Origin of the sequence: Nonomuraea sp. NPDC050643 (genome assembly GCF_040654715.1) — a bacterium.
Lineage (GTDB): Bacteria > Actinomycetota > Actinomycetes > Streptosporangiales > Streptosporangiaceae > Nonomuraea.
This window is the reverse complement of record NZ_JBFAIM010000051.1, coordinates 46062-70841: the sequence shown is the minus strand read 5'-3', so window position 1 is coordinate 70841 and position 24780 is coordinate 46062. Positions and strand designations below refer to the sequence as shown.

The following is a 24780-nucleotide window of genomic DNA, read 5'->3' as shown; positions in this document are numbered from 1 at the left end:
TCAGCGGGTCTGGAAGAAGTCGTACTCGCGATACTTGCCCTCCATGGGGTGCCGGTCGATGTAGACCCGCTGGTGCTGGCCGTCCGCGTAGTAGATGTTGCCGTTGACGTTGAGGACGTTGCACACGTGCCCGATGCCGGAGCCGCTGTAGCCGATCACCACACCGCGTGATCCCGGCCCCTCGTTCTGCAAGATCTTCGCCACCTTCTTGAGGCTGCTGAGCCGCATGTGCTTCTCGATCGCCCGCCTGCCCATCGTGGTGCGGATGACCGGGACCGGCGCGGCGTTCAGCGGCCCGGCCACGGCCGGCTTGCCGCGCAGGAGGTCGTCGATGGCCAGGCTGGTCTCCGGGCAGTTCCTGTTGTGCCCGGTCGGGTTGACCTTGTTGATGATCGCGAGCAGGTCGCCGAACCTGATCTCCCTGGAGCCGAGGTCGTCGATGAACTTCCGCAACTCCCCGTACGCCTTCCGCATGGCCTCCTTGTGCTCCTCGCTGAGCGGCTGGGAGGCCTTGTCGTAGTCCTCCACCCGTTGCGGGCGCAGCCCGGCGAGGGGCACCTTGGTCCGGCGCTCGACATTGACCTTGCCGAAGTCGTCGTGGTCGGAGATCGGCGGCTCGTACCCCTTCGTCCCACTCTGCCCGGCGGCACCGGTGCCCTTCAGGTCGTCCGGCTCCAGGTCGAAGTCATAGAGCAGGATCTCGCTGATGAAGCCGATGCCGGTGCTGGTGTCCTCCCTCTCGCGGAAGGCCATCCAGTCGTCCATCTCCGCCGCGCCCTTGAACTTGTACCAGGGCGTCCGGTCGGCGTCGGCCAGGCCGTGACGGCGGACGAACGCCTGGGCGTCGTCGATGGCGTCCTGGAACGCGTCCGCGTCCTGGTCTCGGTCGGCGGCCGTGTACTGGTGGGCGAGATGGTCGGCCTCCCGCATGACGTCCTTCCAGTGGCGCCGGTCGGCCTGGGAGTCGTACAGGTTCTCGGCCTGGTAGGCGGCCTCCTGCTGCCGGCCGCTCTGGCCAGTCCGGCCGCCATGGCCCTGGGGCCCGGACGTCTGGGCCATTGACTGCTGCTCGCCGGTCGGGCCGGCCACGCCGTTCTGGCGGGCGGCCCAGACGATGCCGTCGCGCACGTACGGGGAACGCGCCCGGAACGTGTCCAGCAGCCACTGGGTCCCGTCGCGGCCCCAGGTGCTCGCCATGCGCTGGAGGATCTTGCCTGCCTGGCGTTCGGCGTCCTCGTCCCGATAGCGGGATTCGCTCATCCGCCCGTCCATGGCCCGCAGCGCCCACAGGTCCGGATCCGCTTCCGGGTCGTCGGAGGGACCACGCCTGCGGGCATGGATCTCCTCGCGGGAGCGCGTTGTCAGCGCGGCGTCCTGTGGCCGGTGTGCCTGCGTGGTGTGCTTGGTGTGCTTGGTGTGCTTGGTGTGCTTGGTGTGCAGCCGATCGATCAGCTCGCCGATCGCCCTGGCCAGGGGACGCGGGGTCGCCGAGGCCCTGTACTCGGTGAACGCCTCCGCGATCAGGTCGCGGGGGGTGGTGGCGCCGTACGTGGACAGGCGGGACTCGACGGCGGTCACGGTCTCTTGGTCGTGCACGCCTGTGACGTCGTACGGGCGGCCCAGCGCGGCGGAGACGGTGGCGTTCAGGGCGGTGCGCGCGCCGGGGTCGCTGATGATGCGGTCGGCGATGTGCTCGCCCACCTCGTGGTACAGCACACCGCGCACCGACCCACCACCCGGCACCGTCCACCCGGTCGCCTCCTCCACCCGCCCGGCCTGCACCTGGTCGGCCATGGCGACGGGGTTCAGGTGAATACCCCGCTCACCGCCGTCCACGACCGCGTAGGCCACCAGGTCCGGCTGGGTGACGAAGTTCCCGTGCGGGTCCGTGGTGCTGACGGTGCCGAGGGCGCGCGTCAGGTCCGGGTAGTCACGGGCCAGCTCACGCATCGCCTGCTCAATGTCGCTCGCCACCTCCGGCCCGATCCCCTCAAGCCTCGGTACGGACGGTCTGCCCACCCCACTGAGCGCCAAAGCCAACGCCTCTTTGGACGGCACCAACTCCCCACCCTCAACACCCACATCAGGCCCTGCCACGTTCGAAACGCCAGAAGCCGCCGACACAGAAGCGGCGACCGTGGCGGTCGCCCCCGCCACCACCGTGGCCACGCTGCCGGTGGTGGCGGCGGTGCCGGTGGCAGTGCCGGCGCCGGTGGGCCTACTCGGCGCGGCACCCAAGGTGCCAGGAGTTGTCGGCACATGGCCGCCGGCGGCCGTGGCGGTCAGCCCGGCCCCCATAGTGGCCGGGGCGGGCGACCCAGCCACCGCCGTGGCCGGGGCGGGCGACCCAGCCACCGCCGTGGCTTGGGCGGTCGGCCCAGCCGCCGCCGGGGCCAGGGTCGCGGGCGCACCCGTCCCGGCGGCCGGAGTGCCGGCAGCCGCGCCGACCTGCGCCGGCCCGCTGGGGGTAGTCCCCGATGCCAATCCTTGCGGGGCCGCACCCGCCTGCGCCAGCCCGCCGGGCGCGGAGCTCGATGGCGCACCCTGCGACGCTGCGCTCGCCTGCGTCGGCCCGCCGGACGCTGTGCCCGATGGCGCGCCCTGCGACGCCGTGCCGGTCTGCCCCGGCCCGCTGGGGGCGGTGACCGGTGCTGGGCCTTGGGGTGTGGCGCCTGCCTGGGTGGTGGTGGTCGGTGGTGGTGCGGGCTGGGTCGGCGTGGTGGGGGTGCCGGGCGGTGTCGGGATGGTGCCGTTGCGCTGGGGGGTGCCTGTCGAACCGGTCCCGTGTGCGTCGCCGGCCGGGGTGGGTGGGGTGGTTGCCGTCGGGGTGACTGCGCCGGCCCCGTGGGTGGCGGGGTTCTGGGGGATTCCGCCCTGGCCGGAGCCGGCGGCGGTGGGTGCCGGGGGCGAGGGGATGGGGTCTTGGGCCAGGGCGGTGGATTCGGCGCGGGCGAGGGCCGTTGACGGGTTGGCGAGGGCGGAGAGGACGTCGGTGCTGAGCGGGCTGATGGTGCCCACCCGGCCGGCGCCGGCCGCCATGCTGCCCACCAGCCCCTCCATCGTGGGGAGTTGCCAGGTGCCGTACACGAGGCCGTTGGAGATCATCCCGGCCGGGGCCGAGACGAGCACGTTGGTGGCGGCCGCGCTCGCGGCCTTGGTGGGGTACCGCATGAGGACGTTCGCCAGCCCACCGGCGTCCCCCGCCGCGGTGTCGAGGTGGCGCAGGCCGGGGAGGCCGGAGACGTACTTGGAGACCGCGGGCGCGATCCGGGACGCCAGCAGGGCGCCGGTCGCGTCGCCGAGGACGTTCGCGGTCGTCATGCGGGTGTCCCAGCTCGTACGTGTCCCGAGCTCCATCTGCCGCCGCTGGGCGAGCCCGTCCATGAGCAGGCCCTCGCCCACCTCCTCCGGCAGTTCGCGCAGCATGTGGCTGGTGACCGCCCTGGCCAGCAGCCCCTGACCGAGTTGCCGCCCACCGAACTGGGCCGTCTGGACGGCGGCGAGCTTCGGCGCGACGGCCGTGAGCCCGCGCCCTGCCCCCGCCGCCCGTTCCAGGGAGCCGAACACCTGGTCGAGGAAGGTGCGCAGCCGCTGCGCGTACGCGGCGAGCAGCGGTGTGGTCGCGCCCGCGGTGAGGAAGCTCGCCATGACCCCGACGGCGGCCGCGCTGACCGTGATCCAGTAGCCGACGTTGATGGACAGCTTGCCGTACTGCGTGGCGCGCGCGAAGGAGTCCTGCTGCAGCGCGTACGCCCGAGCGGCCCGCGCCATCCCCGCCAGCCCCGTCTCCCCCGACGCGAGCTCGTCGGTGTGCTCGCGGAAGGCGTCGGCCGACGCGCCCGACCACCCGTCCAGCATCGCCGCCCGCGAGCTCACGTCCTGCCCGGCCAGCGCCGCCCGTGACAGGTCGTTGAAGGCCACCGCCAGCTCCGCCAGGCCCTTCTCGCTGCCCTCCGGCCACATCTGCCCGGCCGCCACCAGCGAGATCAGGACGTCCACCCACTCGGGCGCGCCCTTCCCCCAGGCCGGCGTGACGTCGGTCGCGTAGCCGCCGCTGCCGATCGTGTCGTCGCCACCGCCCGGCGGGCTGGTGACGGGTGTGCTGCGGTTGTGCTCCGCCCCCGCGTGGACGCTCACACCCGATCGCCCCTCGGCGTGGAGGCGGCCTCGCTCGTGGTCTCCACGGTCTGCCGTACGTCCTCGCCGGTGGCCTCGTGGTTCCTCGTGAGCTGCCCGGCCCAGGCGATGAGCGTGTCGGGCCCTCCTTCGGCCGAGTACGCCCGGTGGAACTCCTGCCCGGCCGAGTCGCCACCCCAGGGGGCGGCGGCGTTCAGCCGTTCGATGCGGGCGGTGGCGTCGCGCAGGGCGTCACCGAGTCCGGCTGTGTGCCCCTGCCAGCCCTTGAGCCCGGCCTCGACCTGAGACCGCTCCATGCGTACGTGCTCGGCCATCCTCTACCCGATCTCGCGCAGCCGGTCGTCCAGGTGCCCCAGCACGCTGTCGAGGTCGCCGTCCAGGTGGGCCCGCATCTGCTCCGGCGGGACGAGGGGCGCGAACATCCGCACGACCTCCTCCTGGGCCATCGCCGCGGCCTGCTGCACGGTGGCGGTGATGAGGTCGGCCATCCTGCCGCTGTCCCGCAGGCGGGAGACCCGGGGGTCGAGCTCGAGCCGGATCAGGTCACCGCGGGCGCCCACAGTGGCGGTGACGAGGCCGTCGGGCGAGCTGTGGGTGACCTGCAAGGCTCGGGCGCGTTGGTGCAGTTCCAGGGATTGATCCTGCAGTCGCAAGAAATTGTCACGCAATTGGTTCGCGTATTCATGCAACTGGTCAGCGTTCATTTTTCGCACCGTAATGGGGGAAAGTCGACCCTTCACCCCATTTCACGATTCGTCGAAGTGATCCGGCCCGGCAGTCGAACGGCCGGGCAACTACGTACCGCCACCCCACCCGCGCCTCTATCGCCTTCGACCTCCCGTACGCGGTGGGAGACGGGAGAGATGGGGATGGGCTGGGCCATCGGGGCCCCAGGCCGAACCAGGCGCGCGAGACGATGAAGGACGCGTTCGCCGTGACCCGAACCCGCGCGGATCGAAGACGACCACGTCGAACTGCTGGGCCAGATCGGCCAAGGCCGCCCGGCCGGCACGGAAAGCGTCGATCTGCGGGGCGGGACGGCCGAGGTCGACCAGGAGGGTGCGGCCCCCCTGGTCCACGGCGGGCAGCATGGCCAGGCCGAGCGTGATCCGCTCGCGACGCGGGCGTGCCCGGTCGGCGGGCACGTCCAACCGGCCGCAGCGCAGTCTGCCTTTCGGCCTGTCTTGGGCCGGCACCGCGCCAAGCCCGCGCGCCCCGCAGGTCCACCGCCAGGTCGAGACCCGGCCCCCGAGGACGGTCATCGCAGGGCGTCGACCGGTTCCATGCGAGCCGCACGCAGCGCCGGATACAGGCCCGCCAGGAGCCCCACCAGCGCACCCGCCACCGGCGCGGCCAACGCCAGCCGTACGTCGAGGACCGGGGTCCACTGACGCACGGCCGCCACCGCGACCACGGCCACCATCCCCAGGCTGGCCCCGATCACCCCGCCGGTCAGCCCGGTCAGGCTGGACTCCAGCAGGAACTGGGCGGCGATGTGCCGGCGGGCCGCGCCCAGCGCACGGCGCAGGCCGATCTCGGCGATCCGCTCCATGACCGTGACAAGGGTGACGTTCGCGATGCCCACCGCCCCGACGACCAGAGAGACCAGGCCGAGGACGAGGAACAGGCCGTTGACGTCGTCCTGGGCGCCGTCCCGCGCCCGCTTGGCGCTGGGTGGGGCGATCACCTGCAGTTCCCCGCCGCGGTCGGGGCTGAGCGCGAGCGGCGCCTGCCGGGCGATGAGCTCGGCGGCGCCCAACTGGGTGGCGACCAGGACGCGGGTGACGTCCTTCAGGCCGAAGTCGGGACCCAGGGCAGGCGGGACGAGCACCGCGCCGGCCAGGATCTGCTCGCGCCGCAGGCCACCGATGATGCCGATGACCGTGTAGGCCCGGTCCTTGATGAACACCGCCGGCGAGTGCTCCAGGCTGGTGATCCCGAGCATCTCGGCGGCCTGCTCCCCCAGCACGACCACCCGGTCGCGGCGGGCCACGTGGCCGGTGTCGTAGAACCGCCCGGCCACCATCCGGCCGCGGGTGGTGGCCGGCAGGTCGGGTGTGGCCGCGACGACCGCGAGGGTCTGCCCGGCCAGCCGGGTCGGGTCGAGCAGGTTGTTGGCGGTCACGACGAGGTTGGAGCTCGCGTCGCTCTGCGCCAGCGCCGTCGCCGACGTCACGCCGCGCAGGCGCAGCAGTTCCTTGGCCGCCGCCCAGGTGACCAGGGGGTCGTGGCCACCGCGCGGCACCTCGACGGTGATGCTGGTGGCCAGCAGTTCGTCGAAGCGGCCGACGATCTGGTTGCCCGCGGTCGCCGCGACACCCAGGGTGACCACCAGCGTGGTGATGCCCAGAACGGTGCCGAGGGTGGTCAGGGCAGAGCGGATCGGGCGGGCGAGCATCCCGGCGAGAGACTCGGCCCACAGGTCACGGAGATCCATGCTCACCCCTGCTCGGTGAGAACGCCGTCGCCGATGCGCACCCGGCGTTTGGCCCTGGCGCTCACCTCGTCCTCATGCGTGATCACCAAGACGGTGAGGCCGTCGGCGCGCAGGCCGTCGAACAGGTCGAGGATGGCCTCGGTGTTGCGGCTGTCGAGGTTGCCGGTCGGCTCGTCGCACAGGAGCAGGGCGGGCCGGGCCATCAGCGCCCGGGCGATGGCCACCCGCTGGCGCTCGCCGCCCGACAGCCGGTCGGGGACGAAGCCGATGCGATGGCTCATGCCTACCTGTCCGAGCGCTTCCTCGGCGCGTGCCCGCCGGCCGGCGCGTGGATGCCGGCCGTACACCTCGGCGAGCATCACGTTCTCCACGACCGTCCGGTGGGGCAGCAGGTGGAAGGACTGGAAGACGAAGCCGATGCGGGTGCCGCGCAGCCGGGTCCGCGCGCCGTCGCGCAACGTCGTGGTCTCGACGCCGTCCAGCCGGTAGGAGCCGGAGGTCGGCCGGTCCAGCAGCCCCAGGATGTTGAGGAGGGTGGACTTGCCGGAGCCGGACGGTCCGATGATGGCCACGTAGTCGCCGGGGTCGACGCGCAGGTCCACTTCGGCCAGCGCGCGCACCGGCGGGTCCGCCGGGAACTCGCGGGAGACGGCGATCAGCTCGATGACGGGCTCAGGCATCGCTCACCACGACCCGGTCGCCCTCCTTGAGCTCGCCCGCACGCAGTGGCGTGACCTCCACGTCCCCATCGGCGGTGAGCCCGGTACGGACCTCGACCTCGCGGACGCGGTCACCGTCCAGGGCCACCCGGACCCGCGGCCGGCCGTCGGCGGAGGTGACCACGGCGGACACCGGCACGGCCAGCACCTCGCCCTCGGTCGAACCGACCGAGATCCGCACCGTCATCGGCGAGCCGACCATCGACTTGAGCCCCTTGGCCGAATCGGGCGTGAGCAGGACGGGCACCGAGCCGGTGTCCGACCCGTCGTCCTCCTCGTCTTCCTCGCTCTGCGCCGAGGCCACGCGAGCATCCTCACCGGTCGCGGTGAGCGTGGCGGGAAGCTGAGTGCCGTCCGTGGTCTCCATGCCGGCCTCCTGGCCTGGGCGCAGCAGCTTGGCCTCCTTGGCGTCGACCGACCCGGTGACCGCGAAGGCGGAGGTGGTCACGGTGGCGACCTTGCCCTCGATGGTGTCGCCGGGCTTGACCTCCGTCTTGTCGATGCGCGCGGGCAGGGTCGGCAGGAAAACGATCTCTCCGGCCGGCACGCTCGAGCCGTACGTCTTGCGGTACTCGGCCAGCATGGTGCCGGCGTCGGCCAGGTTGGTCTTGCTGTGGGAGACCTTCATCCGCAGCGGCGAGACCTTCCTGGCCCGGCTGAGCGCCTGGGCGGCGGTGGCCTCGGCCTCCTTCGCGGTGCGCACGGCCTTGCGCAGCTCCTCCAGCCGCTTGTCCCGCTCGACGCGGATCTGCTCTTCGTAGGCGGCCACCGCCTGCCGGGCCTCATGGAGATCCTGCCGGGCGTTGTCCAGCTTCATCTCCAGCAGGCTCGTGTCCACCGCACTGGACGTGGGCGCGGGCGTCGTGGCCGTGGCCGTGGTCGTGGTCGACGTCGGGGTCGGGGTGGGAGCCGGTTTCCTCGCCTCCGCCAACGCCTGCTCGGCCGCGACGACCTGCTCTTCGGCGGCTCGTACGGCACGCCGCAACGCGGCAAGCTGGGTCTCCTGCTCCGGCGTGATCTCCCGGGCATCGTCCAGCGCCTTCTCGGCGGACCGCAGGTCGCGGCGGGCGTTGTCGCGGCGGATCCGCAGCGGCCGCACGTCCAGCCCCTCGTTCAGGGCCTTGCGGTCGGCCGCCAGGGTCTCCTTGGCTGTCTGTACGGCCTGCCGCAACTGCTGCAATGTCTTGCGCGACTCCAGGTCGGGCTCCTGCGCCTGGTAACCGCGCTTGGCGTACCAGCGTTTCACCGCCGCCACCGTGGCCGTGTCGAAGACGCCGGTCACCTTCACCCGCAACGCGCGCTGGAGCTGCTTGACATCGTCGCCCTCGGTGCCCGGCATGAGCGGTCGGTACATCGGTTTCTTCCCCTCCATGGCGAAGACCGGCCGCCCGTTGACCTGCATCAGCACCTGGCCCTCACGGATCGGGCCGGGTTTGGGCGCCGTCGTGACGCGCTGCGGCATGCCGCCCGCGCCGCCGGAACCGCCTGCCCCGCCGCCCGAACCGCCCACCGTGCCGGCGAGCGTGACCGGCAGCGGCGAGCCGTACGTGAGCGTGCCGTTGACCGTGACGGTGCTGGTGAGCTTGCGCCGCTCGGCCGGCGCCGTGACCAGGGAGGGCTTGGGCGGGCGGCGCGCGGACGCCTCGTCGGCCGGCGAACGCAGCCGCGAGCCGACCACCCAGCCCACTCCGGCGATCACCAGCACGCCCGCCACGACGAGGGCGAGCACTCTTGACCTGCCCACGTCACCCCTTGACCGTGACGGCCATGCCCAGGCCGGGGAGGAGCTCGGCGCGCTTGTAGACCTCGTCCGCCTTGGGCCGGTAGGCGGCGTAGAACTCCTTGCCGCACTCCAGGTCGTCCAGGGCCGCCTTGATCTCGCGCCGCAACAGGGGACGCGCCTCGTCCGCCGTCGGGTTCTGCTTCCTGCCGAGCCTGCCGAACTCCGTCATGAACGAGCTCTCGGTGCTGCGCGCGATGTCAGAGGGGCGCTGCGAGGTGACCCGGTAGCCCTTGCCCTTGAGGCAGTCGGCGAACGCGCTCGCCAGCTCCACCAGCTTGGGATCGCCGTCGATCTCGCGGCCGATGATCTGCTTCAACATCTCGCCCTGGGCCTCGGCCACCTCCTGCATCGACTTGTGCTTCTTGCCGGTGGCCTTGTTGAACATCTCGAGATTGCAGGCTTCCATCGCCTCGAAGTACGCCTCCCGCTGCGGCTTCGACAGCCCGGCGATGACCTTGCCGTTGGGGTCGTCGGTGTCGTCCTCTCCCATCTGGCGGGCCATCCGGCCGACCCCGTCATTCGGGTAGACGATGGAGGCGGCGAACCCGAAACCGTACTTGCTGCGATATTTCTTCATTGCGGGATAGTCGCCGGACATCTCCTGCTTGACGGCATCCGGCAGCTCCGGCATGGACACCATCGGGTGGTAGGCGAACCCCTTGCCCTTCATGCAGGTGGCGAGCTGGGTCTGGGTCTGGCGCTGCTGGTTGGCGGGGTCCGCGGAGGGTGTCGCGCCTGCCTCGTTCCCGTCAGACGAGGCGCAGCCCGTGAGAGTCGCCAAAATGGCCGTGGCGATCACGAGCGGCACTCGGGAGTTGGTCATGGGGCATCACTGTCACGAGCGCATGCTGAAGGGAACCTGAAGTGGGCTGAAGAGCCCGTGACAGAGAGATCGAGCGAGGGAACCCCGGCGCGACAACGCGCCGAGGCCCCCGACGAACGCCGGGACGGGAAGGTTACGGATACTCGACCAGCAGCCGGTATTGACGGCCGTCCCAGTCGCATCGGTAGCTGATCGCCTCGGCGTACCGTACGTAGTGCTCGCCGATTTCGGAGCAGACTTCAAATGTGGAGAAGCTGCGCACCCATTTCCAGGTGCTGTCCGCCGATGCGGTGGTCGGGGACGCCGTGGTGGCGTGGGCGGCGGACGATAGCGACAGGATCAAAGCGGCCCCGGCGGCCACGGCGACCGTCCCGGCGATGCGTAACAATTTCAACGTTTCTCCTTTCCATCGAAGTGCTACAAGAATGCATGCCGCTTCTGTCGTGATGCGGGCGTCGATCTGTCGTCCGATCGACTGGCCCGACAGACCCAGGCCGCCCAGCCCCGCCGGAGGCTCAGCGGTCGGCGTCCGTGGCGAAGCCGTCGAGCGCGGCGCGCTCCTCCGGTGTGCGCAGCTCCTGGAAGACCGTGATGTGCAGCCCGGCGGGCGCGTCGAGGCGGGCGTTCAGCGACTCCCAGGGCGTGACCGTGGGCGGCGCGACCTCGTCCGCGCCCGCCGAGACGAGCCGCTCGGTGGTGTCGCGGGCGTCGTCCACCTCGAACGCGACGCGGATCTTGGGCGCCACCTGCCGGCCCACCTCGACCTCGTCGATCATCTTCTTCTGCGCCGGGTTGGCGATCTCCAGCGTGGCCCGGCCCGCGTCCAGGATCGTCACCCGCGCGCCGCCCCCGCTGCTGAACGCCGCCTCCTCGGGCAGCCCCAGAACGTCACGGTAGAAGGCCAGGGCGGCCTCGTAGTCCTCCGCCTCCACCACGAGCCTGAGCTGGCGGACGGCGGGACGGTCTGCTGGGGGCGTGCTCATGGCGTGGTTCTCCTCGGTCGGCGGCCGGGTACGTCCCGGTCTCTCAGGGGTGCAACCGTTTCGTCGTCCTCCCTCATCCCCAGTACACGATCTTGTAGGATCGCTGACCGATCAGAAACGGGGAGTGAACCGCGATGCCGTACTTAGGAACCGCACTGGCCCTGACGGCCGTGCTCGCCGCACCACCCGCGCAACCGCCCGTGGGCGAACTGCCCGGCACCAACGCCGAGGTCGTGGCCAAGATGGGCGGTCGCCCGGTCCAGCTCACCTCCTACGCGGGCTTCCTCCGCGGCCGGCCCGGTTCGGTGCGGCGGGCCTGAAACCCGGCCAAGCGCGCGTTCGTCAAGGTCGACGGCGAGACCACCGTCTCCCCCGACGAGCGCCGGCAGGCCGTCCTCGTCGGCGACCGCCGCGAGGGCGCGCCTCTGGTCCGCTTCCTCGACCGCAGGACCGGCAAGACGACAGAGGTCGAGCTGCCCGTCGAAGCCGACCCCACGCGGGAGGGCCAGTACCTGAACACGATGTGGCCCACCTGGTCGCCGGACGGCCGGACGCTGCTGGTCAACGTCTTCGAGCCGGGCTCCGAGCCCCGTTCCGAGGGCATCGTGCTGATCGACGTGCCCTCGCTCAAGCCGCGCTTCGTCCGCATCGAGAAGGCCCTGATCACGGTCGGCGGCTTCCAGTGGACGCACGACAGCAAGGGCGTCGTGGTGCGCTGGGGCAAGAACGGAAAATCCTCCATCCGCCAGTACGACCTCAAGGGCGCCGTCAAGCGCACCTGGAAGGTACGCGGCCGCCCGGCCAGCCACGGGCTCGGGACGTTCGCGCCGTCGGGCCGCCGCTTCCTCACCGCGTGCCACTCCCTGGAGTCGTCCGCCTGCGTCTGGGACACCGCCACCGGCAAGGCCGTCACCCGGATCAAGGTGGCCAACCGGTTCCCCGTGTTCGGCTGGTACGACGAGAAGCACCTGCTCCTGCCCGTACGCGACGGCTTCGGCGTCGTCGACCTCAAGGGCAAGGTCGTGGAGACCCTGGTCAAGGTCGGCAGGCGGGAAAACTTCTATCCCCGCTTCGACGCCCGCGCCAAAGGCTGAACCCCCGGGACGAGGCCCTCAGCCCCGTCCGTAGCGGTCCTCGGCCCGCCAGAAGTACCAGAATCCGGCGCAGAGCGCGAACACCGCCCAGAACAGGCACGACAGCCACACCATCTGCGGCGGGGTGTGCCCGTGGATGAGAATGTCACGCATCCATTCGATGTAGGAGGCCGCCGGATTCAGGTACATCGCGGTGGCCACCCACTCGGGCAGGCCCGCGCTGTTGACCACCTTGTCGTGGATGGCGAAGAACACGCCCGAGGCGTACAGCCAGGTGCGCATGATGAACGGCAGCAACTGGTTGAGATCGCGCAGCGAGGAGCCCAGCCGGGCCAGGATCAGCCCGGCCCCGATGTTGAACATGGTCTGCAGCAGCAGCACCACCGGGATCATCAGCCAGAACCAGGAGGGCGGCTCCCCGGTGATCACCACGATGACCAGCAGCACGCCCATGGAGATGACCAGTTGCTGCAGCTCCTGGATCGTGTACGCCAGCGGCAGCGAGGCGCGCGGGAAGTGCAGGGCGCGGATCAGCGACAGGTTGCCGGAGATCGACTTGGCCCCGGCCGTGACGGTCCGCTGCGTGTAGGTGAACACGAACATCCCGGTCAGCAGGAAGGCCGGGTAGTTGGGGATGTTCTTGCTGCCGCCCAGGATGAGGCCGAACATCACGTAGTAGATCGCGGCGTTCAGCAGCGGGGTGATGACCTGCCAGAGCTGCCCCAGCGCCGAGCCGGAGTATCTCGAGACGTTGCGCGAGGTCGCGTACGTCAGCACGAAGTGCCGCCGCTCCCAAAGCTGACGCAGATAGTCGGCGAATCTGGGCCGCGCGACGGCCGGGCGGAGCCCGTGCCTGCGGGCCAGCTCCGACAGAGACTCCGGCGACTGCGGCGCCGGATCTTCCACTTGGCTCATGAGCACCTCGATGCGTCGCGGCCACCACGCGCCCGTCCGGTGACCGATGGCCGTCCGATTCCCGATCATCCCCCGTCACAGGGGGTGCCGGTCCAGTTTCGAACCGGAGCGTCGCGGAGTCGAGCGTTTCAGACGGCCCGTTTCAGGCAGCCCGTTTCAGACGGCCAGGTACGGCCGCAGCGTCTGGTCGAGGGAGTCGCCCATGGCGCCGGCGAGCGGGCCGTCGCCGGTCAGGGCCCACAGGATGAGCGTGCCGTTGTAGGCGACCTGAACGGCGCCGGCCAGCGGGCCGGGCTCGGTGTCGCCGGCCAGCTCGCCCGCCGCCACCGCGTCCGCGAGCAGGCCGGCGATCTCGTCACGGGTGCGGTGGGCGTGCTCGGCGGCGTTCGCGCGGAACTCCGGGTCGGTCAGATCGAGTTGCAGGAAGCCGAGGCTGCCGGCCAGCTCCTCGGGGGTGGACACGCCCTCGGCCAGGTGGACGAGCGCGGCCCGCAGCGCCGCCAGCGGTGTGCCGTGCTCCTGGCGGGCCCTGCGGAACGGCTCGGCCGCCGTCCGCGTGGCGTGGGCCGCGAACGCGAGCAGCAGCCCTCGCTTCGAGCCGAACCGCTGCACCAGCGTGGCCGGGGCCAGCCCGGCCTCCTGGGCGACCGCGGCCAGCGTGAGGCCCTGCGGCCCGTGCCGGCCGATGGCGCGGGCGGTGGCCTCGAGGATCGCCTCGTCGCTGGTCGTGCGCGGCCTGCCCATCCCCGTCCCCTCAGCACTGGTTCGTCACGGTCGTGCCCGCAGCCGATGACGCTGGTTCGTCACGATCGTGCCCGCGACCGGTGATGCTAGTCCGTCACGGTCACGCCGGTGACCGCGAAGCGTTCCACCGTCGCGACGTGGCCGCCGGTGGAGGCCACGACGGTGAGCGTGCCCGCGGGGCGGCCGGTGAAGGTGACCTTGCCCGACCAGGGGGACTTCTCGCCTCCGGCGGGCAGGCAGCAGCGCTCTCCGAGCGGGGTGGCCGAGCCCGGACGGCGTACTTGGATCCTGATGCTCTCGTCCACGCCGGTGATGCGCCCGCCGACGGTCAGCGGGGAGCCCACCCTCGCGCCGTAGTCGGGCGTGGTCAGCGTGAGCGTGGTGTCGTCGGTGCCGACGACCTCCCAGGGGGCGTCCTTGCCGGTGCCGTATCTCATGAGGTGCACCACGGCGGCGACCATCGGTTTCGGGCCGTCCTCGGCGCGGAAGCCGACGTGCACCCGGGCGTGCGCGCCGTCCTGGACGGTCTTGACGGCCCGGTCGATCTCGCTGAAGCCCAGGAAGTCGCGCGAGAAGGCGACCGCGGTCCGGCCGGCGTCGAGATGCCAGCGGTCGTCGCCGTTCGCCCGGTAGGCGCGCTGCCAGACCGCCACCTCCTCCGGCCCCGAGAACGGCCACAGCGGCTGGTAACGGCCGCCGACGAGCCTCTGCGGAGGGGCGGCCGGGCGGGTCGCGGGCGGGGTGGCGGTGCCAGTGGCGGTGCCCGCGGTCTCGGCGGGGGTCTCGTCTGGGGTCTCGTCTGGGGGTGGGCTCGTGGTGGGGGCGGACGAGCCGGGCGGGGACGAGGGCGCGACGGTGGCCGTCGCCCGGGTGTCACCGGTGCCCCCGCAGCCCGCCACGGCCAGCCCCAGCAGGGCCAGCAGCGGCAGAGCTCGCTCGGTGAACGCTTTCATGCGGACCTCCTGGCCACGGCGATCGCGTTACGCCTGACGAGGAGAGAAGTACCCAGCCCGCCTCCGGCGGAAGACCCGTCGTTCACCACGCCTCCCTCCGGTCGCGCTCACAGGAGGTCGGCGAGGGGACGGCGGACCGCGTCCTTGTCCTCCCGCGTGATCCCGAGCCGCATGATCATCTGCGGATGCTGGCCCGAGCATAGCTCGTGCCGCACGAACGCGCGCAGATGGAACATCTCCAGCGCCTGCGTGTGGAAGGCGGCGCTGACCCCGTGCGCCGAGGCCAGCAGCAGCACCCGCTGCAGCGCCTGCCCGGCCGCGACCCACTCCGGCCTGCCGTCCTCCCGCGTCGTCAGCAGCGCCACGACGCCCGGCGCGGTGGCGTCCTCCTGGCCGGCCGGGCCGCCCCAGTCGTGCCGCCAGGCGTAGTCACGCTGCGCGAACGCCGGCTCGGTACGCGGCTCCGCCCGCGGATACCCTCCGGCCGGGACTCCGTCGCCGCGGGCGCTGCCCGGGGGCCGCGCCCACCGGATCACCTCCAGGCTGAAACGCCGGTTCCCGGCCTGCACGCCCTGCGCGGCCCGGGTCAGCGCCGCGATCACGGCCGCCGTCTCCGGACCTGCCGGGGTGAGACGGGCGCCCTCGCCCGAGGCCGCCCCGGCCAGCCTCTCGACCAGCCGGCACGGCACCGACGCCGCGGCGAACCCGGCCCGGTGCGTACGCCGCCGCTCGATCTCACCTGCGAACACGACGGTGTCCTCGTCGGGCTCCACCGCCGGCCCCAGGGTCACGGTGGCCACCAGCGACGGCCGGTCGGGGTCGGGCAGCACCCGGACGACGGGCTCGAAACCCGCGCGGCGCAGGCCCGTACGCAGATTGAACAGCGCCGCCCCGCAACTGATCAGCAGCTCCCTGCCCGCCGCGTCGCCGACGCGCAGCCTGCGCTCCATGTCGGCGCGCAGGCTGATCTCCTCCCGCGACACGGCGAAGGACCAGGGCTGGGTGTTGTGCACGGACGGCGCCCACCGGGCCGCCTCCAGCGCCGCGTCGATCGCTTCCCGCGCCGTACGGGTGCTCATGGGCTCCACCTCCTGATCGGAACACCCTCAGCCCACCACGCCCGGGCGGCGGCCGGTCAGGGCCGAAGGTCCCCTTCGCGCGAGGACCTCGGTCCCCAGGCGCCGGCCCCAAGGACCGTCCCCCTCGGGACCTCCGCCCCTACGGCCCGCCCCGGCCGCCGGGATGGGATGAGAGCGGCGAAGGAGGAGCCATGGATCACCGGACAGGGACGGACGAGGACATCAGGGCACGGGTCATGGAGGGCATCCCGGCCGCCGTGACGCACACGGGACCCGCCTGGGTGGGCATCGCGGTCGCCGGCGGCGTGGTCACGCTGTCGGGCGTCGTCCAAGAGCACGCCGACGCGGTGGCGGCGGTCCGCATGGCCGAGGACACCGACGGCGTGGTGGCCGTGCGCGACGAACTGCGCTGGCGGCACGACGGGCGCGCCGGCGCGGGTCAGGTCACGTCGGGTATGAGGGTCTCCACGCGCGGCGGGCGGCGGTAGCCGGTGGGGGCCGGGCGGTCGGGGATCTCCAGCGGCGGGCGGACGACCTCACGGTAGGGGATGGTGGACAGCAGGTGCGAGATCATGTTGATGCGGGCCCGCCGCTTGTCCTCGCTCTCGACCTCGTACCAGGGCGCCTCGGGGATGTGGGTGTGGATCATCATCTCGTCCTTGGCGCGGGAGTACTCCTTCCACCGGGTGATCGACTCCAGGTCCATGTCCGACAGCTTCCACTGGCGCATCGGGTCGGCCAGCCGGGCGCGGAAGCGCCGCTCCTGCTCGGCGTCGCTGACCGAGAACCAGTATTTGCGCAGCAGGATCCCGTCCTCCACCAGCAGCCGCTCGAAGATCGGGCACTGGTGCAGGAACCTCGTGTGCTCCTCCTGCGTGCAGAACCCCATCACCCGCTCGACCCCGGCCCGGTTGTACCAGCTCCGGTCGAACAGCACGATCTGCCCGGCGGCGGGCAGGTGCTCGATGTAGCGCTGGAAGTACCACTGGGTCCGTTCCCGCTCGGTGGGCGCGGGCAGGGCGGCGATCCTGGCCACGCGGGGGTTGAGATATTCGGTGACCCGTTTGATCGTGCTCCCCTTGCCCGCCGCGTCCCTGCCCTCGAAGACCACGACCACCCGGCGCCTCTCGGCCTTGACCCATTCCTGCAGCTTCACCAGCTCCGCCTGCAACGGGAAGAGCCGCTGCTCGTACGTCTTGCGCTTCATCCTGTCGGCGCTCATGCGATCAGTCCCTCCAGGGGTCGTCCCGGCCGGTGTGGGTAGCGTCCTGACATGCCCATCCATCTGAGGAGAAGTCATCATGACAGGCACCGGAGATCTCGGTCGTCGCATCATCCACCATCGCGAGCGCCTCGGCCTGACCCGTGAGCAGGTCGCCGCGCGCGCGGACATGTCGCCGGGCTATGTGAAATACCTCGAGGAGCACGCCGACACCCCCGACACCGGCACCCTGGACCGGCTGGCCGACGCCCTGGACACCACGATGGACGACCTGCTGGGCGGTGGCCGGGACCGGCCGCCCGGGCACGGCCCGGCCATGGCCAATCCCACCCTCGAAAGGCTGGACGAGGCCGAGTGCCTGCGGCTGATCGAGCCGGGCGGGATCGGGCGGGTGGCGTTCAACGGCCCGTACGGGCCGACGGTGCTGCCCGTCAACTACCGCATGCACAACGGCGCCATCGTCTTCCGCACCACCGCGGGCGGGGCCATGGACCAGGATCTGCGTTCGGGCCTGGAGGGCGTCGACATCAAGATCGCCTTCCAGATCGACCGCATCGACGAGGCCAACCGGGAAGGCTGGAGCGTGCTGGTGCAGGGCCCGGCGCACCACGTGCCGCCGGAGGAGGTGGAGGGGGTGTCGGGTGCCGGCGTCACCCCGTGGGCGGGCGGCGAGCGGCACCTCTACATCCTCATCGTGCCGCAGCAGATCAGCGGCCGCCGCATCCACGGCATGTGATCCGCACCGGTGGACGGCGCCGCCGGCGCGAACCGGATGATGCCGGGCGCGATGGCGCGGCACCCGCCGCCGGGCGGGCCCGGGCGGCAGGTCCGCCTGCCCCAGGCCGAGCGACCGTGACCCACGCTCGCCCAGGGCAGGAGGCGCCACCTTCTCCCGGCCCGCGGGTCCGTCAGCGGCAGCCCGTGGCGGCGAAGGCCATGAACTGCGTCGACTCACGCTCGTCGAAGTTGTCGTCGGAGCCGATCACCAGCGTGCACTCACCACTGGCCAGGCGCGGCCCCCAGGCCAGGCTCTCCAGGTTCTGCACCGGCGGGCGGAAGGTGCCGAGGTCGTAGACCAGGCGCTTGGTGACCGGCCGGTAGGGGCCGCCGTGGCTGAGCGCGTCGCGGCGCAGGATGTTCGAGGCGCCGCGCAGGTCGATCTCGTACAGCTTGACCCGGTAGTTCACGCCCTCGATCCAGGCCCGCTCGAGTGCCAGGTAGCGGCCCTCGTCGATGGGCAGGATCTCCGACACCCCGCTGTCGGACGCGCCGGTCGGCGGCTTCGGCGCGGTGGGCAGCGCGTCGAGCGGGTAGGCGTACTGCCCGACCGTGCGTCCCTCGCGGCTCCACACCGTCAGCCGCGCCACCGATCCGCGCGCCGCCGTGGGCAACGGCCCGTCCTCGTAGCGCGGCCCCTCGGTCACGGCGGTGATCGTACGCTGGGAGACCGCCAGCCCCTCGAAACCGAAATTACGCCGCGGCCCGCTCTCCCCGTCGGTGAGCCGCAAATTCGACGGCACCGGATATGCGCCCACCTGCCGCCCACGCAGGTCCATTCCACGCACCATGGACTGCGAAACGGGAATGTCCGGGGCGGATTCGCTGGGCCTGTCCCCTTCGTCTCCCCACAGCAGCCGCCCGCTCCACCGGTCGAACCTGATCGACTCCGGATCGACCGCCCCCGGCTTGCCGTACCCCGGGTACGGGGTCCCGTCCGGCCTGGTCAGCGTCGTGACCCCGGTCAGCCGCACCCCGCCGAAGGTGCCCGTTCGCCGGTCGATGTCCAGGCGGCCGGTGTAGAAGCGGGCGGGGTTGTAGCGCCAGCGGTCGTCGGAGATGAAGTACCAGGTCCCGGTGCGCGGGTCGCGGTCGATCCCGGACAGGCCGCCGACGGCGGTGCCCTCGAACCTCTCCATGTACGGCACCCGCTGCTCCCCCAGGAACCGCGTGATCCGCACCGCCCCCCGCGGCTCCGCCATGGCCGGCGGGGCCAGGCTCACCACCATGGTGAAAGCGATGGTGATTTCCATCATTCTGCGCGAACGAGCCATTCGATCCTCCGTCTGTCAAACGCCGGAGGAAATGAAAGCGCGAACGGCCGGGGAAGTCCACGAACAAATAAACGCACGCCGCACTGCAAAAGGGGCAAACCATTTCAGAAAAAACTCTTTCTGCGCACCACCTGGGCCAGGAGCGCCAGGACCGCGAACACGAGGACGGCCATCATCCCCGGCGAGAGGTGGTCCAGGCGCGTGCCGGGGGCGATCGCCGCCGTGACGACCGCGATGCCGAGGGCGCCGCCGATCTGCAGCGAGCTGGTGAGCAGGCCGGCGGCCACGCCCTGCTCGTGGTCGGCGACGCCGCCGGTGCCGGCGACCATGAGCGCGGAGATGCTGAGCGCGAAGCCGAGCCCCCACAGCAGCGACACGGGCACCAGGACCGTCCACACGTCCGGCTCGGGGCCGAGGCGCAGCATCAGCAGGTAACCCGGCAGGAAGGCCACGAGCCCGGCCAGGACCACCTTGTTCACGCCGAACCGGTCGATCAGCGCGCCGAGCCTGGGGCCCAGGACGACGACCATCAGCCCCGCGGGCAGCAGGACGAGCGCCATCTGCCACGGCTGCCAGCCGTTCATCGTCTGCAGGTACAGGGCGAGCAGGAACTGGAAGCCCATGGCGGCCGCGTACAGGAGCGTGGTGCTGAGGTTGGCGGCCACCAGGCTCCGGCTGCGGAAGATGCCCATGCGGATCAGCGGCTCGGACACCGAGCGCTCGATGACGTAGAAGGCGGCCAGCAGCAGCGCGGACACGACGAATCCGCCGATCGTGCGTGGCGACGTCCAGCCCGCCTCCTCCGCGGAGACGACGGTGAAGACCAGCGCCAGCGTCCCGGTGACCAGGGTGACGGCGCCGCCGAGGTCGAGCCGCAGGCGCCCGGTGCGCGGCGGGTCCGGCGGCAGGACGCGCAGCGCTCCCACCACCACCAGGACGGCGATCGGGATCGGGAAGACGAACGTGGCCCGCCAGTCCATCGCCGCGAGCAGGCCGCCCACCAGCAGTCCCGAGGAGTATCCGGACGCCTCGAAGACGTTGAAGATCCCGAACGCCTTGTTGCGCTGCGGGCCTTCGGGGAAGGTCGTCGTCAGCAGCGACATGGCGGCCGGCGCGGTGAAGGCCGCCGCCATGCCCTTGACGAAACGCGAGCAGATCAGCAGGGCCGGATCCTGGGCGAGCACCCCGAGCAGCGACAGCCCCGCGAACGCGACCATGGCCGCCACCAGCACCCGTCGCCGGCCGAACAGGTCCGCGCATCGGCCGCCCAGCAGCAGGAAACCGCCGAAACCCAGGAAATAGGCGCTGACCAGCCACTGGGCGGTGGCGGCGGTCATGCCGTACTCGTGCTGGATCTCGGGGATCGCCACAGCGATCATCGCGTTCTCGAGCCCGTCGAGCAGGATCACGCCGCTGAAGACGAGCAGCGCGATCCATGACCGCGCGGGCCAGCGCACCACGTCTCGCCGTTCTTCACGCAGAGCCACGTCAGGTCCTCCTCCGATAGTCTGATATGGAGCGCACGCAATCAGGAGCGTCCACAATCAGGGGCGTCCGCGATAGTTGCAAACGCGCCATGTTGCGTAGGCGTCATAGTGCCCTACGCAAGCAGTCGTCCGCAAGGAGGGGGTGCCGCCGTGGAGATCGGCGACGAGGACGCCGAGGCCCGCGCGCAGGGCTGGCGTACGCTGGCGGCGCTGCACGCACAGATCGAGGACGCCCTCGAACGGGCGCTGCAGCGCGAGCACGACCTGTCGGTGAGCGAATACAGCGTGCTCGACGTGCTCTCCCGGCAGGACGATTTCTGCCTGCGGATGAACGAGCTGTCCCGGGCCCTGGCGCTGAGCCGCTCGGCCACCACCCGGCTGGTGACCCGGCTGGAGGCGCGCGGGCTGCTGGAGCGGTGCATCTCGCCCGACGACCGCCGGGGCATCTACACGGAGGTCACCGTCGAGGGCCGGGCCGTGCTCGAACGGGCGCGGCCGGTCCACGACGCCGCGCTGGCCGACGCGCTGCGGCAGGCGGAGAAACTGCCGGAGCTGGCACCACTGGTCGGCGCGCTCGCCGCCCTCTCCCGGCGGCGCTGACGGCTCACGCGCGGCCGGGCGGTGCCGTCAGCTTGCGACAAGCCCGGCCGTCAGCGCGTGACAGGCCCGCCGCCCGTTCACGACATGTCGTGCCGTTCGCGACATGCCCGGCCGCTCACGAAATGTCCGGCAGGGTGACGAGGTGGACGCCGTCGTCGCGGGGCGCCGTCGCCGCGACGGCCAGGACGCTGCCGTTGGCGTCGATCTTCGCGGCGGCGGCGTCCCAGGCACCGGTGGCGCCGCGGCCCCGGTCCCAGACCCCGCTCCCCGGCACCACGCTCTGCACGCGCAGGCTCCCGTCCGGCAGACCGGCCGCCGACACCGCGCTCACCGACCCGTTGGCGTCGATCCGCACCGACCCGGCGTCCCACACCCCACCGGCGCTCCGGGCGCGGTTCCACACCCCCGCCCCCGGGACCACGGTCTGCACGTGGAGGGTGCCGTCCGGCAGACCGGCCGCCGAGATCGCGCTCACCGACCCGTTGTCATCGATCTTCACCGAACCCGCACCCCACACCCCCGCCGCACTCCGCACCCGGCTCCACACCCCCGCCCCCGGAACCACGGTCTGCACGTGGAGGGTGCCGTCCGGCAGGGCCGCGGCCGAGACGCCGGTGACGGACCCGTTGTCGTCGATCTTGACGGCGCTCTCGTCCCACACCCCCGAGGCGCTGCGGCCCCGGTCCCACACCCCGCTCCCCGGCACCACGGTCAGCACCCGCAGCCCGCCGTCCGGCAGCGCCGCCACCGCCACGGCGGAGATGGCGCCGTTGCCGTCGATCCGGGCCGGGTCCGCCGCCCACGTCCCCGACGAGTCACGCGCGCGGCCCCACACGGTGCCGCGCAGCGGCCGGTCCACGACCCCGTAGTACGGGCTCCACACCCGCGCCTTGTAGAAGGCCGCCCCGGTGCGCCTGCGCGTCATGGCCGGCGAGAAGAAGTCGACGGTGTCCGTGCACCACGTGCTGACCGTGCACGCTCCCGGCGGCGTCTTGGCCGAGTCGGCCCGCGTCTGGACGACCTGGCCGGACGGCTGGCCGCCGATGGACTTGACGCCGCCCCGGTTCCCTCCGCCGGGCACGCCGGTGAAGGTCCTGGCGGCCTTGTCGTACAGGTAGGCGGCCGAGCCCGTGGTGAGCCAGAGCCGGCCGGGGTCGCCGGCGTGGCCGTACACGTCGTGGCCACCGCCCGTCGGCAGGACGGCCCGGCGCGCGGTGTCCTCGCGCAGCGACGGCCGGGCCGGGGTGCCCTCGACGGCCAGCGCGGTCAGGATGTGCCGCCCGGACTCGGTGTCCCGGCCGATCACCCACAGCCGCCTGACGGCCGGGTCCCACAGGGCGGCGTGCGCGTCGGTGAGCCCGAACTCGGCGTACGTGCCCGCGTCCGGCCCCTGGGAGGAGGCGTACACCCGGACCCAGCCCCCGTCGGAGGCGGCCACCGCGATGTTGCCGTCGGGCAGCAGCTCGGCGGCGTGCAGGTTCCCCGGCAGGATCCGCGCCCACTGCCGCACACCGGCCGGGTACGACACGATCGCCGCGACACCGCGGCCGCCCCCGGCCGCGACGACCACGCTCTGCCCGCCCGACGGCCGCTCGCGCAGCTTGAAGTCGGCGATGAGCCCGAACGCCGAGACCTCGTCAGCGCTGAACCGGCCGGGTGAGACGCTCGGCTGCCAGGTCCATTTCACGGCGGCGGAGTCGTTCCAGTCGGTGACCGCGGGGTCGAACGCGATCAGCCGCCTGCCCGCCTGGTCACCGCCCACCACCCAGTGGTCCCCCGGCGCCGCGGCGGCCTCCGCCGACGGTGATCCCAGGCCCACCAGCAGAACGGCGACCATCGCCGGCTTCCGCATGTTCCCTCCCCCGGACGACGACTCGGCCATGACCATGATCGCCGGTCAGGCCGTCCCCTGGCCAGAGGCGGCCACGCCGTCGAGGATGAGCCGCAGGCCGTGGGCGTACGCCTCGTCGCTCGTGGGGGCGCCGCCCTCTCTGACGCCCGCGACCGTGAGCGGGAACTCCGCGACGTACCGGGCCAGGTCGGCGCCCTCGCCGCGGGCCGCGCGCTCGCGGCGGGCCTGCTCGTTCAGGACGAACCCGAGCGTGTAGTGGCTGATGGCGGCGATCGCGTGCAGCCCCTGGGCGGGCGTGAACCCCAGCCTCGTCAGGGTCCGCAGCTCCTCCTCGAAGTCGCGGGCGACGACCGTCCCCGGGTCGCCGCCGCTGACCAGGCGCGCGCCGTCGCGGTGGCTGAGCAGCGTCCACCGGTAGCGGTGCGCGCGGCGGGTCAGCCACTCGCGCCACGACTCGTCCTCGCCGGGGCCGCCCATGGCGGGGGCGAGCAGCTCGCGCGTCATCTCGTCGAGCAGTTCCTGCTTGTTGCGGAAATGCCAGTAGAGCGCCGGGTTCCGCACGCCCAGGCGGTCGGCGAGGCGGCGCATGGTCAGGCCGTCGAGGCCGGTCTCGTCGAGCAGCTCCAGCGCCGCGCGCACGACGGTGTCGCGGCCCAGTCCCTTCTGCGTCATCCCGCGACACCTTAACAGCGCTAAGGAGCTGCCCGTGAGTGCCGGGACGAACCTGGGCCGGACGCGTACGGCGGTGTGGGCGTGTTAAGGAGATGCCCATCCGTCCCCATCGCGACACCATGGGGGCCATGGACATGGTCAGCACCGACAAGGTCCCGGCGGAAGAGCGGTTCGCCTTCTGGCGTGAGATGAACGCGAAGCTCGACGTGCCCTACGACTTACGCTGTGACCCGCGGCTGGAGAGCGGATTCCGGGCGCGCGCCGGTTTCAGCGCGTTCGGTCCCGTGCGGGCGACGCTGGCGACCGTGGTGCCGCACTCGGCCCACCGCACGCCCAAGCTCATCCGGCAGGCCGACCCGGAGCTGTTCGAGCTGGGCTGCACCGTGCGCGGCGGCGGCGCGGTGACACAGGGCGGCCGGCACACGGACCTGGGCCCGGGGGATCTGGTGCTGGTCGACACCTCGCGCCCCTACCAGGTCGAGCACGCGCCGCACGTTCCGGTGAACCAGGTGATGCTCCTGCACTTCCCGCGCTCGCTGCTGCCGTTGCCCTCGCGGGAGCTGCGGCGCCTGAGCGCCGTGCGCATCCCGGGCACCCAGGCCATCGGCGCATTGTCCGCGCAGTTCCTGCTGCAACTCGCCCGGCACATGCCCGAGCTCAGTCCGCCGGACACGTCCCGGCTGTCCACCCTCACCCTCGACGTGCTGACCGTGGTGCTCGCCCACGCGCTCGACGCCGAGGGCGGGGTGCCGCCCCACACCAGGCAGCGAGCGCTGATGGCCCAGATCCACGCCTTCATCCGGGACCACCTGGGCGACCCTCACCTGAACCCGCACGCGATCGCCGCCGCCCACCACATCTCCCTGCGCTACCTGCACAAGCTGTTCCAGCAGGAAGGGCGCACCGTGGCCGGCCACATCCGCGAACGCCGCCTCGAACAGTGCCGGCGCGACCTCGCCGACCCCCGGCTGGCCGCCCACCCGATCCACGCGATAGCGGCCCGGTGGGGGTTCACCGGGCACGCGCACTTCAGCCAGGCCTTCCGCGGCGCGTACGGCCTCTCGCCGCGCCAGTTCCGCCACCAGAGCACGACAGTGCGCGCAGACTGAAGAACTGTGCACGCGGCCGTAAGGACAAGCCCGGCGACGGCCCGCATCCTCGAGTGAGGAAAGCCCGCAAGGACGACCCGTCGCCCGCCCTCGACCAACGGCTGGAGTTCCAAGCGAATG

At 72.0% G+C, this 24780-nt stretch carries 24 protein-coding genes; 6 read left to right on the top strand and 18 right to left on the bottom strand.

What is annotated here, in order from left to right; translation table 11 throughout:
- From AB0I15_RS45945 to AB0I15_RS45905, 9 genes are all read right to left on the bottom strand, one after another.
- On the bottom strand, positions 1 to 4137 hold the full coding sequence (locus AB0I15_RS45945) for a toxin glutamine deamidase domain-containing protein (RefSeq protein WP_358111354.1): 4137 nt from the start codon (positions 4135 to 4137) through the stop codon (positions 1 to 3).
- Positions 4134 to 4433 (bottom strand): hypothetical protein, encoded by a 300-nt coding sequence (locus tag AB0I15_RS45940; RefSeq protein WP_358111351.1) that lies wholly within the window; start codon positions 4431 to 4433, stop codon positions 4134 to 4136. Before AB0I15_RS45940 ends, AB0I15_RS45945 begins: the two co-directional genes overlap by 4 nt.
- A 21-nt stretch (positions 4434 to 4454) precedes the next feature.
- Positions 4455 to 4805: a YbaB/EbfC family nucleoid-associated protein gene (locus AB0I15_RS45935; RefSeq protein ID WP_358111348.1), complete on the bottom strand. Its 351-nt coding sequence runs from the start codon at positions 4803 to 4805 to the stop codon at positions 4455 to 4457.
- A gap of 590 nt (positions 4806 to 5395) precedes the next feature.
- The gene (locus tag AB0I15_RS45930; RefSeq protein ID WP_358111345.1) at positions 5396 to 6574 is read right to left on the bottom strand and encodes an ABC transporter permease; all 1179 of its coding nucleotides are present in this window, start codon (positions 6572 to 6574) and stop codon (positions 5396 to 5398) included.
- 2 nt (positions 6575 to 6576) lie between these two features.
- The gene (locus AB0I15_RS45925) at positions 6577 to 7254 is read right to left on the bottom strand and encodes an ABC transporter ATP-binding protein (RefSeq protein WP_358111343.1); all 678 of its coding nucleotides are present in this window, start codon (positions 7252 to 7254) and stop codon (positions 6577 to 6579) included.
- Positions 7247 to 9037, bottom strand: coding sequence for a peptidoglycan-binding protein (locus tag AB0I15_RS45920; RefSeq protein WP_358111340.1), 1791 nt, complete (start codon positions 9035 to 9037; stop codon positions 7247 to 7249). Before AB0I15_RS45920 ends, AB0I15_RS45925 begins: the two co-directional genes overlap by 8 nt.
- Position 9038: 1 nt before the next feature.
- Positions 9039 to 9899 (bottom strand): hypothetical protein, encoded by an 861-nt coding sequence (locus AB0I15_RS45915; RefSeq protein ID WP_358111337.1) that lies wholly within the window; start codon positions 9897 to 9899, stop codon positions 9039 to 9041.
- 133 nt (positions 9900 to 10032) lie between these two features.
- Positions 10033 to 10293, bottom strand: a complete 261-nt coding sequence (locus AB0I15_RS45910) for a hypothetical protein (protein WP_358111334.1) — start codon at positions 10291 to 10293, stop codon at positions 10033 to 10035.
- Positions 10294 to 10414: 121 nt separating this feature from the next.
- A complete protein-coding gene (locus AB0I15_RS45905) occupies positions 10415 to 10882 on the bottom strand; it encodes a VOC family protein (RefSeq protein WP_358111331.1) in 468 nt (155 codons plus the stop codon).
- 134 nt (positions 10883 to 11016) lie between these two features.
- On the opposite strand from AB0I15_RS45905, the gene AB0I15_RS45900 reads away from it, so the two are divergent.
- Entirely contained in the window at positions 11017 to 11202 is a 186-nt protein-coding gene (locus AB0I15_RS45900) for a hypothetical protein (protein WP_358111328.1), read from the top strand.
- A gap of 201 nt (positions 11203 to 11403) precedes the next feature.
- The gene (locus tag AB0I15_RS45895) at positions 11404 to 11976 is read left to right on the top strand and encodes a hypothetical protein (protein ID WP_358111325.1); all 573 of its coding nucleotides are present in this window, start codon (positions 11404 to 11406) and stop codon (positions 11974 to 11976) included.
- 18 nt (positions 11977 to 11994) lie between these two features.
- Here the strand turns inward: AB0I15_RS45895 and AB0I15_RS45890 are convergent, their stop codons facing one another.
- The 4 genes from AB0I15_RS45890 to AB0I15_RS45875 form a co-directional block, all read right to left on the bottom strand.
- Positions 11995 to 12891 carry an ABC transporter permease gene (locus tag AB0I15_RS45890; protein ID WP_358111322.1) on the bottom strand — a complete coding sequence of 299 codons (897 nt, stop codon included), beginning with the start codon at positions 12889 to 12891 and terminating at the stop codon, positions 11995 to 11997.
- Between the two features lie 156 nt (positions 12892 to 13047).
- Positions 13048 to 13635, bottom strand: coding sequence for a TetR/AcrR family transcriptional regulator (locus AB0I15_RS45885; protein ID WP_358111318.1), 588 nt, complete (start codon positions 13633 to 13635; stop codon positions 13048 to 13050).
- 86 nt (positions 13636 to 13721) lie between these two features.
- A complete protein-coding gene (locus AB0I15_RS45880) occupies positions 13722 to 14588 on the bottom strand; it encodes a hypothetical protein (RefSeq protein WP_358111315.1) in 867 nt (288 codons plus the stop codon).
- A gap of 107 nt (positions 14589 to 14695) precedes the next feature.
- Positions 14696 to 15667: a nitroreductase family protein gene (locus tag AB0I15_RS45875; RefSeq protein WP_358111311.1), complete on the bottom strand. Its 972-nt coding sequence runs from the start codon at positions 15665 to 15667 to the stop codon at positions 14696 to 14698.
- Between the two features lie 191 nt (positions 15668 to 15858).
- Here AB0I15_RS45875 and AB0I15_RS45870 point away from each other — a divergent pair, with 191 nt between their 5' ends.
- Positions 15859 to 16155: a BON domain-containing protein gene (locus tag AB0I15_RS45870; RefSeq protein WP_358111307.1), complete on the top strand. Its 297-nt coding sequence runs from the start codon at positions 15859 to 15861 to the stop codon at positions 16153 to 16155.
- On the opposite strand, the gene ppk2 is transcribed toward AB0I15_RS45870, so the two are convergent.
- A complete protein-coding gene (gene ppk2, locus AB0I15_RS45865) occupies positions 16107 to 16889 on the bottom strand; it encodes a polyphosphate kinase 2 (RefSeq protein ID WP_358111304.1) in 783 nt (260 codons plus the stop codon). The genes AB0I15_RS45870 and ppk2 overlap by 49 nt on opposite strands.
- Positions 16890 to 16968: 79 nt before the next feature.
- On the opposite strand from ppk2, the gene AB0I15_RS45860 reads away from it, so the two are divergent.
- The gene (locus AB0I15_RS45860) at positions 16969 to 17625 is read left to right on the top strand and encodes a pyridoxamine 5'-phosphate oxidase family protein (protein ID WP_358111301.1); all 657 of its coding nucleotides are present in this window, start codon (positions 16969 to 16971) and stop codon (positions 17623 to 17625) included.
- Positions 17626 to 17797: 172 nt separating this feature from the next.
- Here AB0I15_RS45860 and AB0I15_RS45855 read toward each other — a convergent pair whose 3' ends face one another.
- Both AB0I15_RS45855 and AB0I15_RS45850 read right to left on the bottom strand, forming a co-directional pair.
- Positions 17798 to 18922, bottom strand: coding sequence for an esterase-like activity of phytase family protein (locus AB0I15_RS45855; protein WP_358111298.1), 1125 nt, complete (start codon positions 18920 to 18922; stop codon positions 17798 to 17800).
- Between the two features lie 122 nt (positions 18923 to 19044).
- On the bottom strand, positions 19045 to 20427 hold the full coding sequence (locus AB0I15_RS45850; RefSeq protein ID WP_358111295.1) for an MFS transporter: 1383 nt from the start codon (positions 20425 to 20427) through the stop codon (positions 19045 to 19047).
- Positions 20428 to 20577: 150 nt separating this feature from the next.
- Between AB0I15_RS45850 and AB0I15_RS45845 the strand changes: the two genes are divergently transcribed.
- The gene (locus tag AB0I15_RS45845) at positions 20578 to 21027 is read left to right on the top strand and encodes a MarR family transcriptional regulator (protein ID WP_358111292.1); all 450 of its coding nucleotides are present in this window, start codon (positions 20578 to 20580) and stop codon (positions 21025 to 21027) included.
- A gap of 115 nt (positions 21028 to 21142) precedes the next feature.
- Here AB0I15_RS45845 and AB0I15_RS45840 read toward each other — a convergent pair whose 3' ends face one another.
- Both AB0I15_RS45840 and AB0I15_RS45835 read right to left on the bottom strand, forming a co-directional pair.
- The gene (locus tag AB0I15_RS45840; protein WP_358111289.1) at positions 21143 to 22879 is read right to left on the bottom strand and encodes a DUF6528 family protein; all 1737 of its coding nucleotides are present in this window, start codon (positions 22877 to 22879) and stop codon (positions 21143 to 21145) included.
- Positions 22880 to 22924: 45 nt separating this feature from the next.
- Positions 22925 to 23551: a TetR/AcrR family transcriptional regulator C-terminal domain-containing protein gene (locus tag AB0I15_RS45835; protein ID WP_358111286.1), complete on the bottom strand. Its 627-nt coding sequence runs from the start codon at positions 23549 to 23551 to the stop codon at positions 22925 to 22927.
- Between the two features lie 92 nt (positions 23552 to 23643).
- Between AB0I15_RS45835 and AB0I15_RS45830 the strand changes: the two genes are divergently transcribed.
- Positions 23644 to 24660, top strand: a complete 1017-nt coding sequence (locus tag AB0I15_RS45830; protein ID WP_358111283.1) for a helix-turn-helix domain-containing protein — start codon at positions 23644 to 23646, stop codon at positions 24658 to 24660.
- The last annotated feature ends 120 nt before the right edge of the window (positions 24661 to 24780 follow it).

Coding starts and splice junctions, on each gene's coding strand:
- AB0I15_RS45940 (WP_358111351.1), bottom strand. CDS start 4,433: ATGGAGCGGTCTCAGGTCGAGGCCGGGCTCAAGGGCTGGCAGGGGCAC.
- AB0I15_RS45930 (WP_358111345.1), bottom strand. CDS start 6,574: ATGGATCTCCGTGACCTGTGGGCCGAGTCTCTCGCCGGGATGCTCGCC.
- AB0I15_RS45925 (WP_358111343.1), bottom strand. CDS start 7,254: ATGCCTGAGCCCGTCATCGAGCTGATCGCCGTCTCCCGCGAGTTCCCG.
- AB0I15_RS45915 (WP_358111337.1), bottom strand. CDS start 9,899: ATGACCAACTCCCGAGTGCCGCTCGTGATCGCCACGGCCATTTTGGCG.
- AB0I15_RS45905 (WP_358111331.1), bottom strand. CDS start 10,882: ATGAGCACGCCCCCAGCAGACCGTCCCGCCGTCCGCCAGCTCAGGCTC.
- AB0I15_RS45900 (WP_358111328.1), top strand. CDS start 11,017: ATGCCGTACTTAGGAACCGCACTGGCCCTGACGGCCGTGCTCGCCGCA.
- AB0I15_RS45895 (WP_358111325.1), top strand. CDS start 11,404: ATGTGGCCCACCTGGTCGCCGGACGGCCGGACGCTGCTGGTCAACGTC.
- AB0I15_RS45890 (WP_358111322.1), bottom strand. CDS start 12,891: ATGAGCCAAGTGGAAGATCCGGCGCCGCAGTCGCCGGAGTCTCTGTCG.
- AB0I15_RS45885 (WP_358111318.1), bottom strand. CDS start 13,635: ATGGGCAGGCCGCGCACGACCAGCGACGAGGCGATCCTCGAGGCCACC.
- AB0I15_RS45880 (WP_358111315.1), bottom strand. CDS start 14,588: ATGAAAGCGTTCACCGAGCGAGCTCTGCCGCTGCTGGCCCTGCTGGGG.
- AB0I15_RS45875 (WP_358111311.1), bottom strand. CDS start 15,667: ATGAGCACCCGTACGGCGCGGGAAGCGATCGACGCGGCGCTGGAGGCG.
- AB0I15_RS45870 (WP_358111307.1), top strand. CDS start 15,859: ATGGATCACCGGACAGGGACGGACGAGGACATCAGGGCACGGGTCATG.
- ppk2 (WP_358111304.1), bottom strand. CDS start 16,889: ATGAGCGCCGACAGGATGAAGCGCAAGACGTACGAGCAGCGGCTCTTC.
- AB0I15_RS45860 (WP_358111301.1), top strand. CDS start 16,969: ATGACAGGCACCGGAGATCTCGGTCGTCGCATCATCCACCATCGCGAG.
- AB0I15_RS45855 (WP_358111298.1), bottom strand. CDS start 18,922: ATGATGGAAATCACCATCGCTTTCACCATGGTGGTGAGCCTGGCCCCG.
- AB0I15_RS45840 (WP_358111289.1), bottom strand. CDS start 22,879: ATGCGGAAGCCGGCGATGGTCGCCGTTCTGCTGGTGGGCCTGGGATCA.
- AB0I15_RS45835 (WP_358111286.1), bottom strand. CDS start 23,551: ATGACGCAGAAGGGACTGGGCCGCGACACCGTCGTGCGCGCGGCGCTG.
- AB0I15_RS45830 (WP_358111283.1), top strand. CDS start 23,644: ATGCCCATCCGTCCCCATCGCGACACCATGGGGGCCATGGACATGGTC.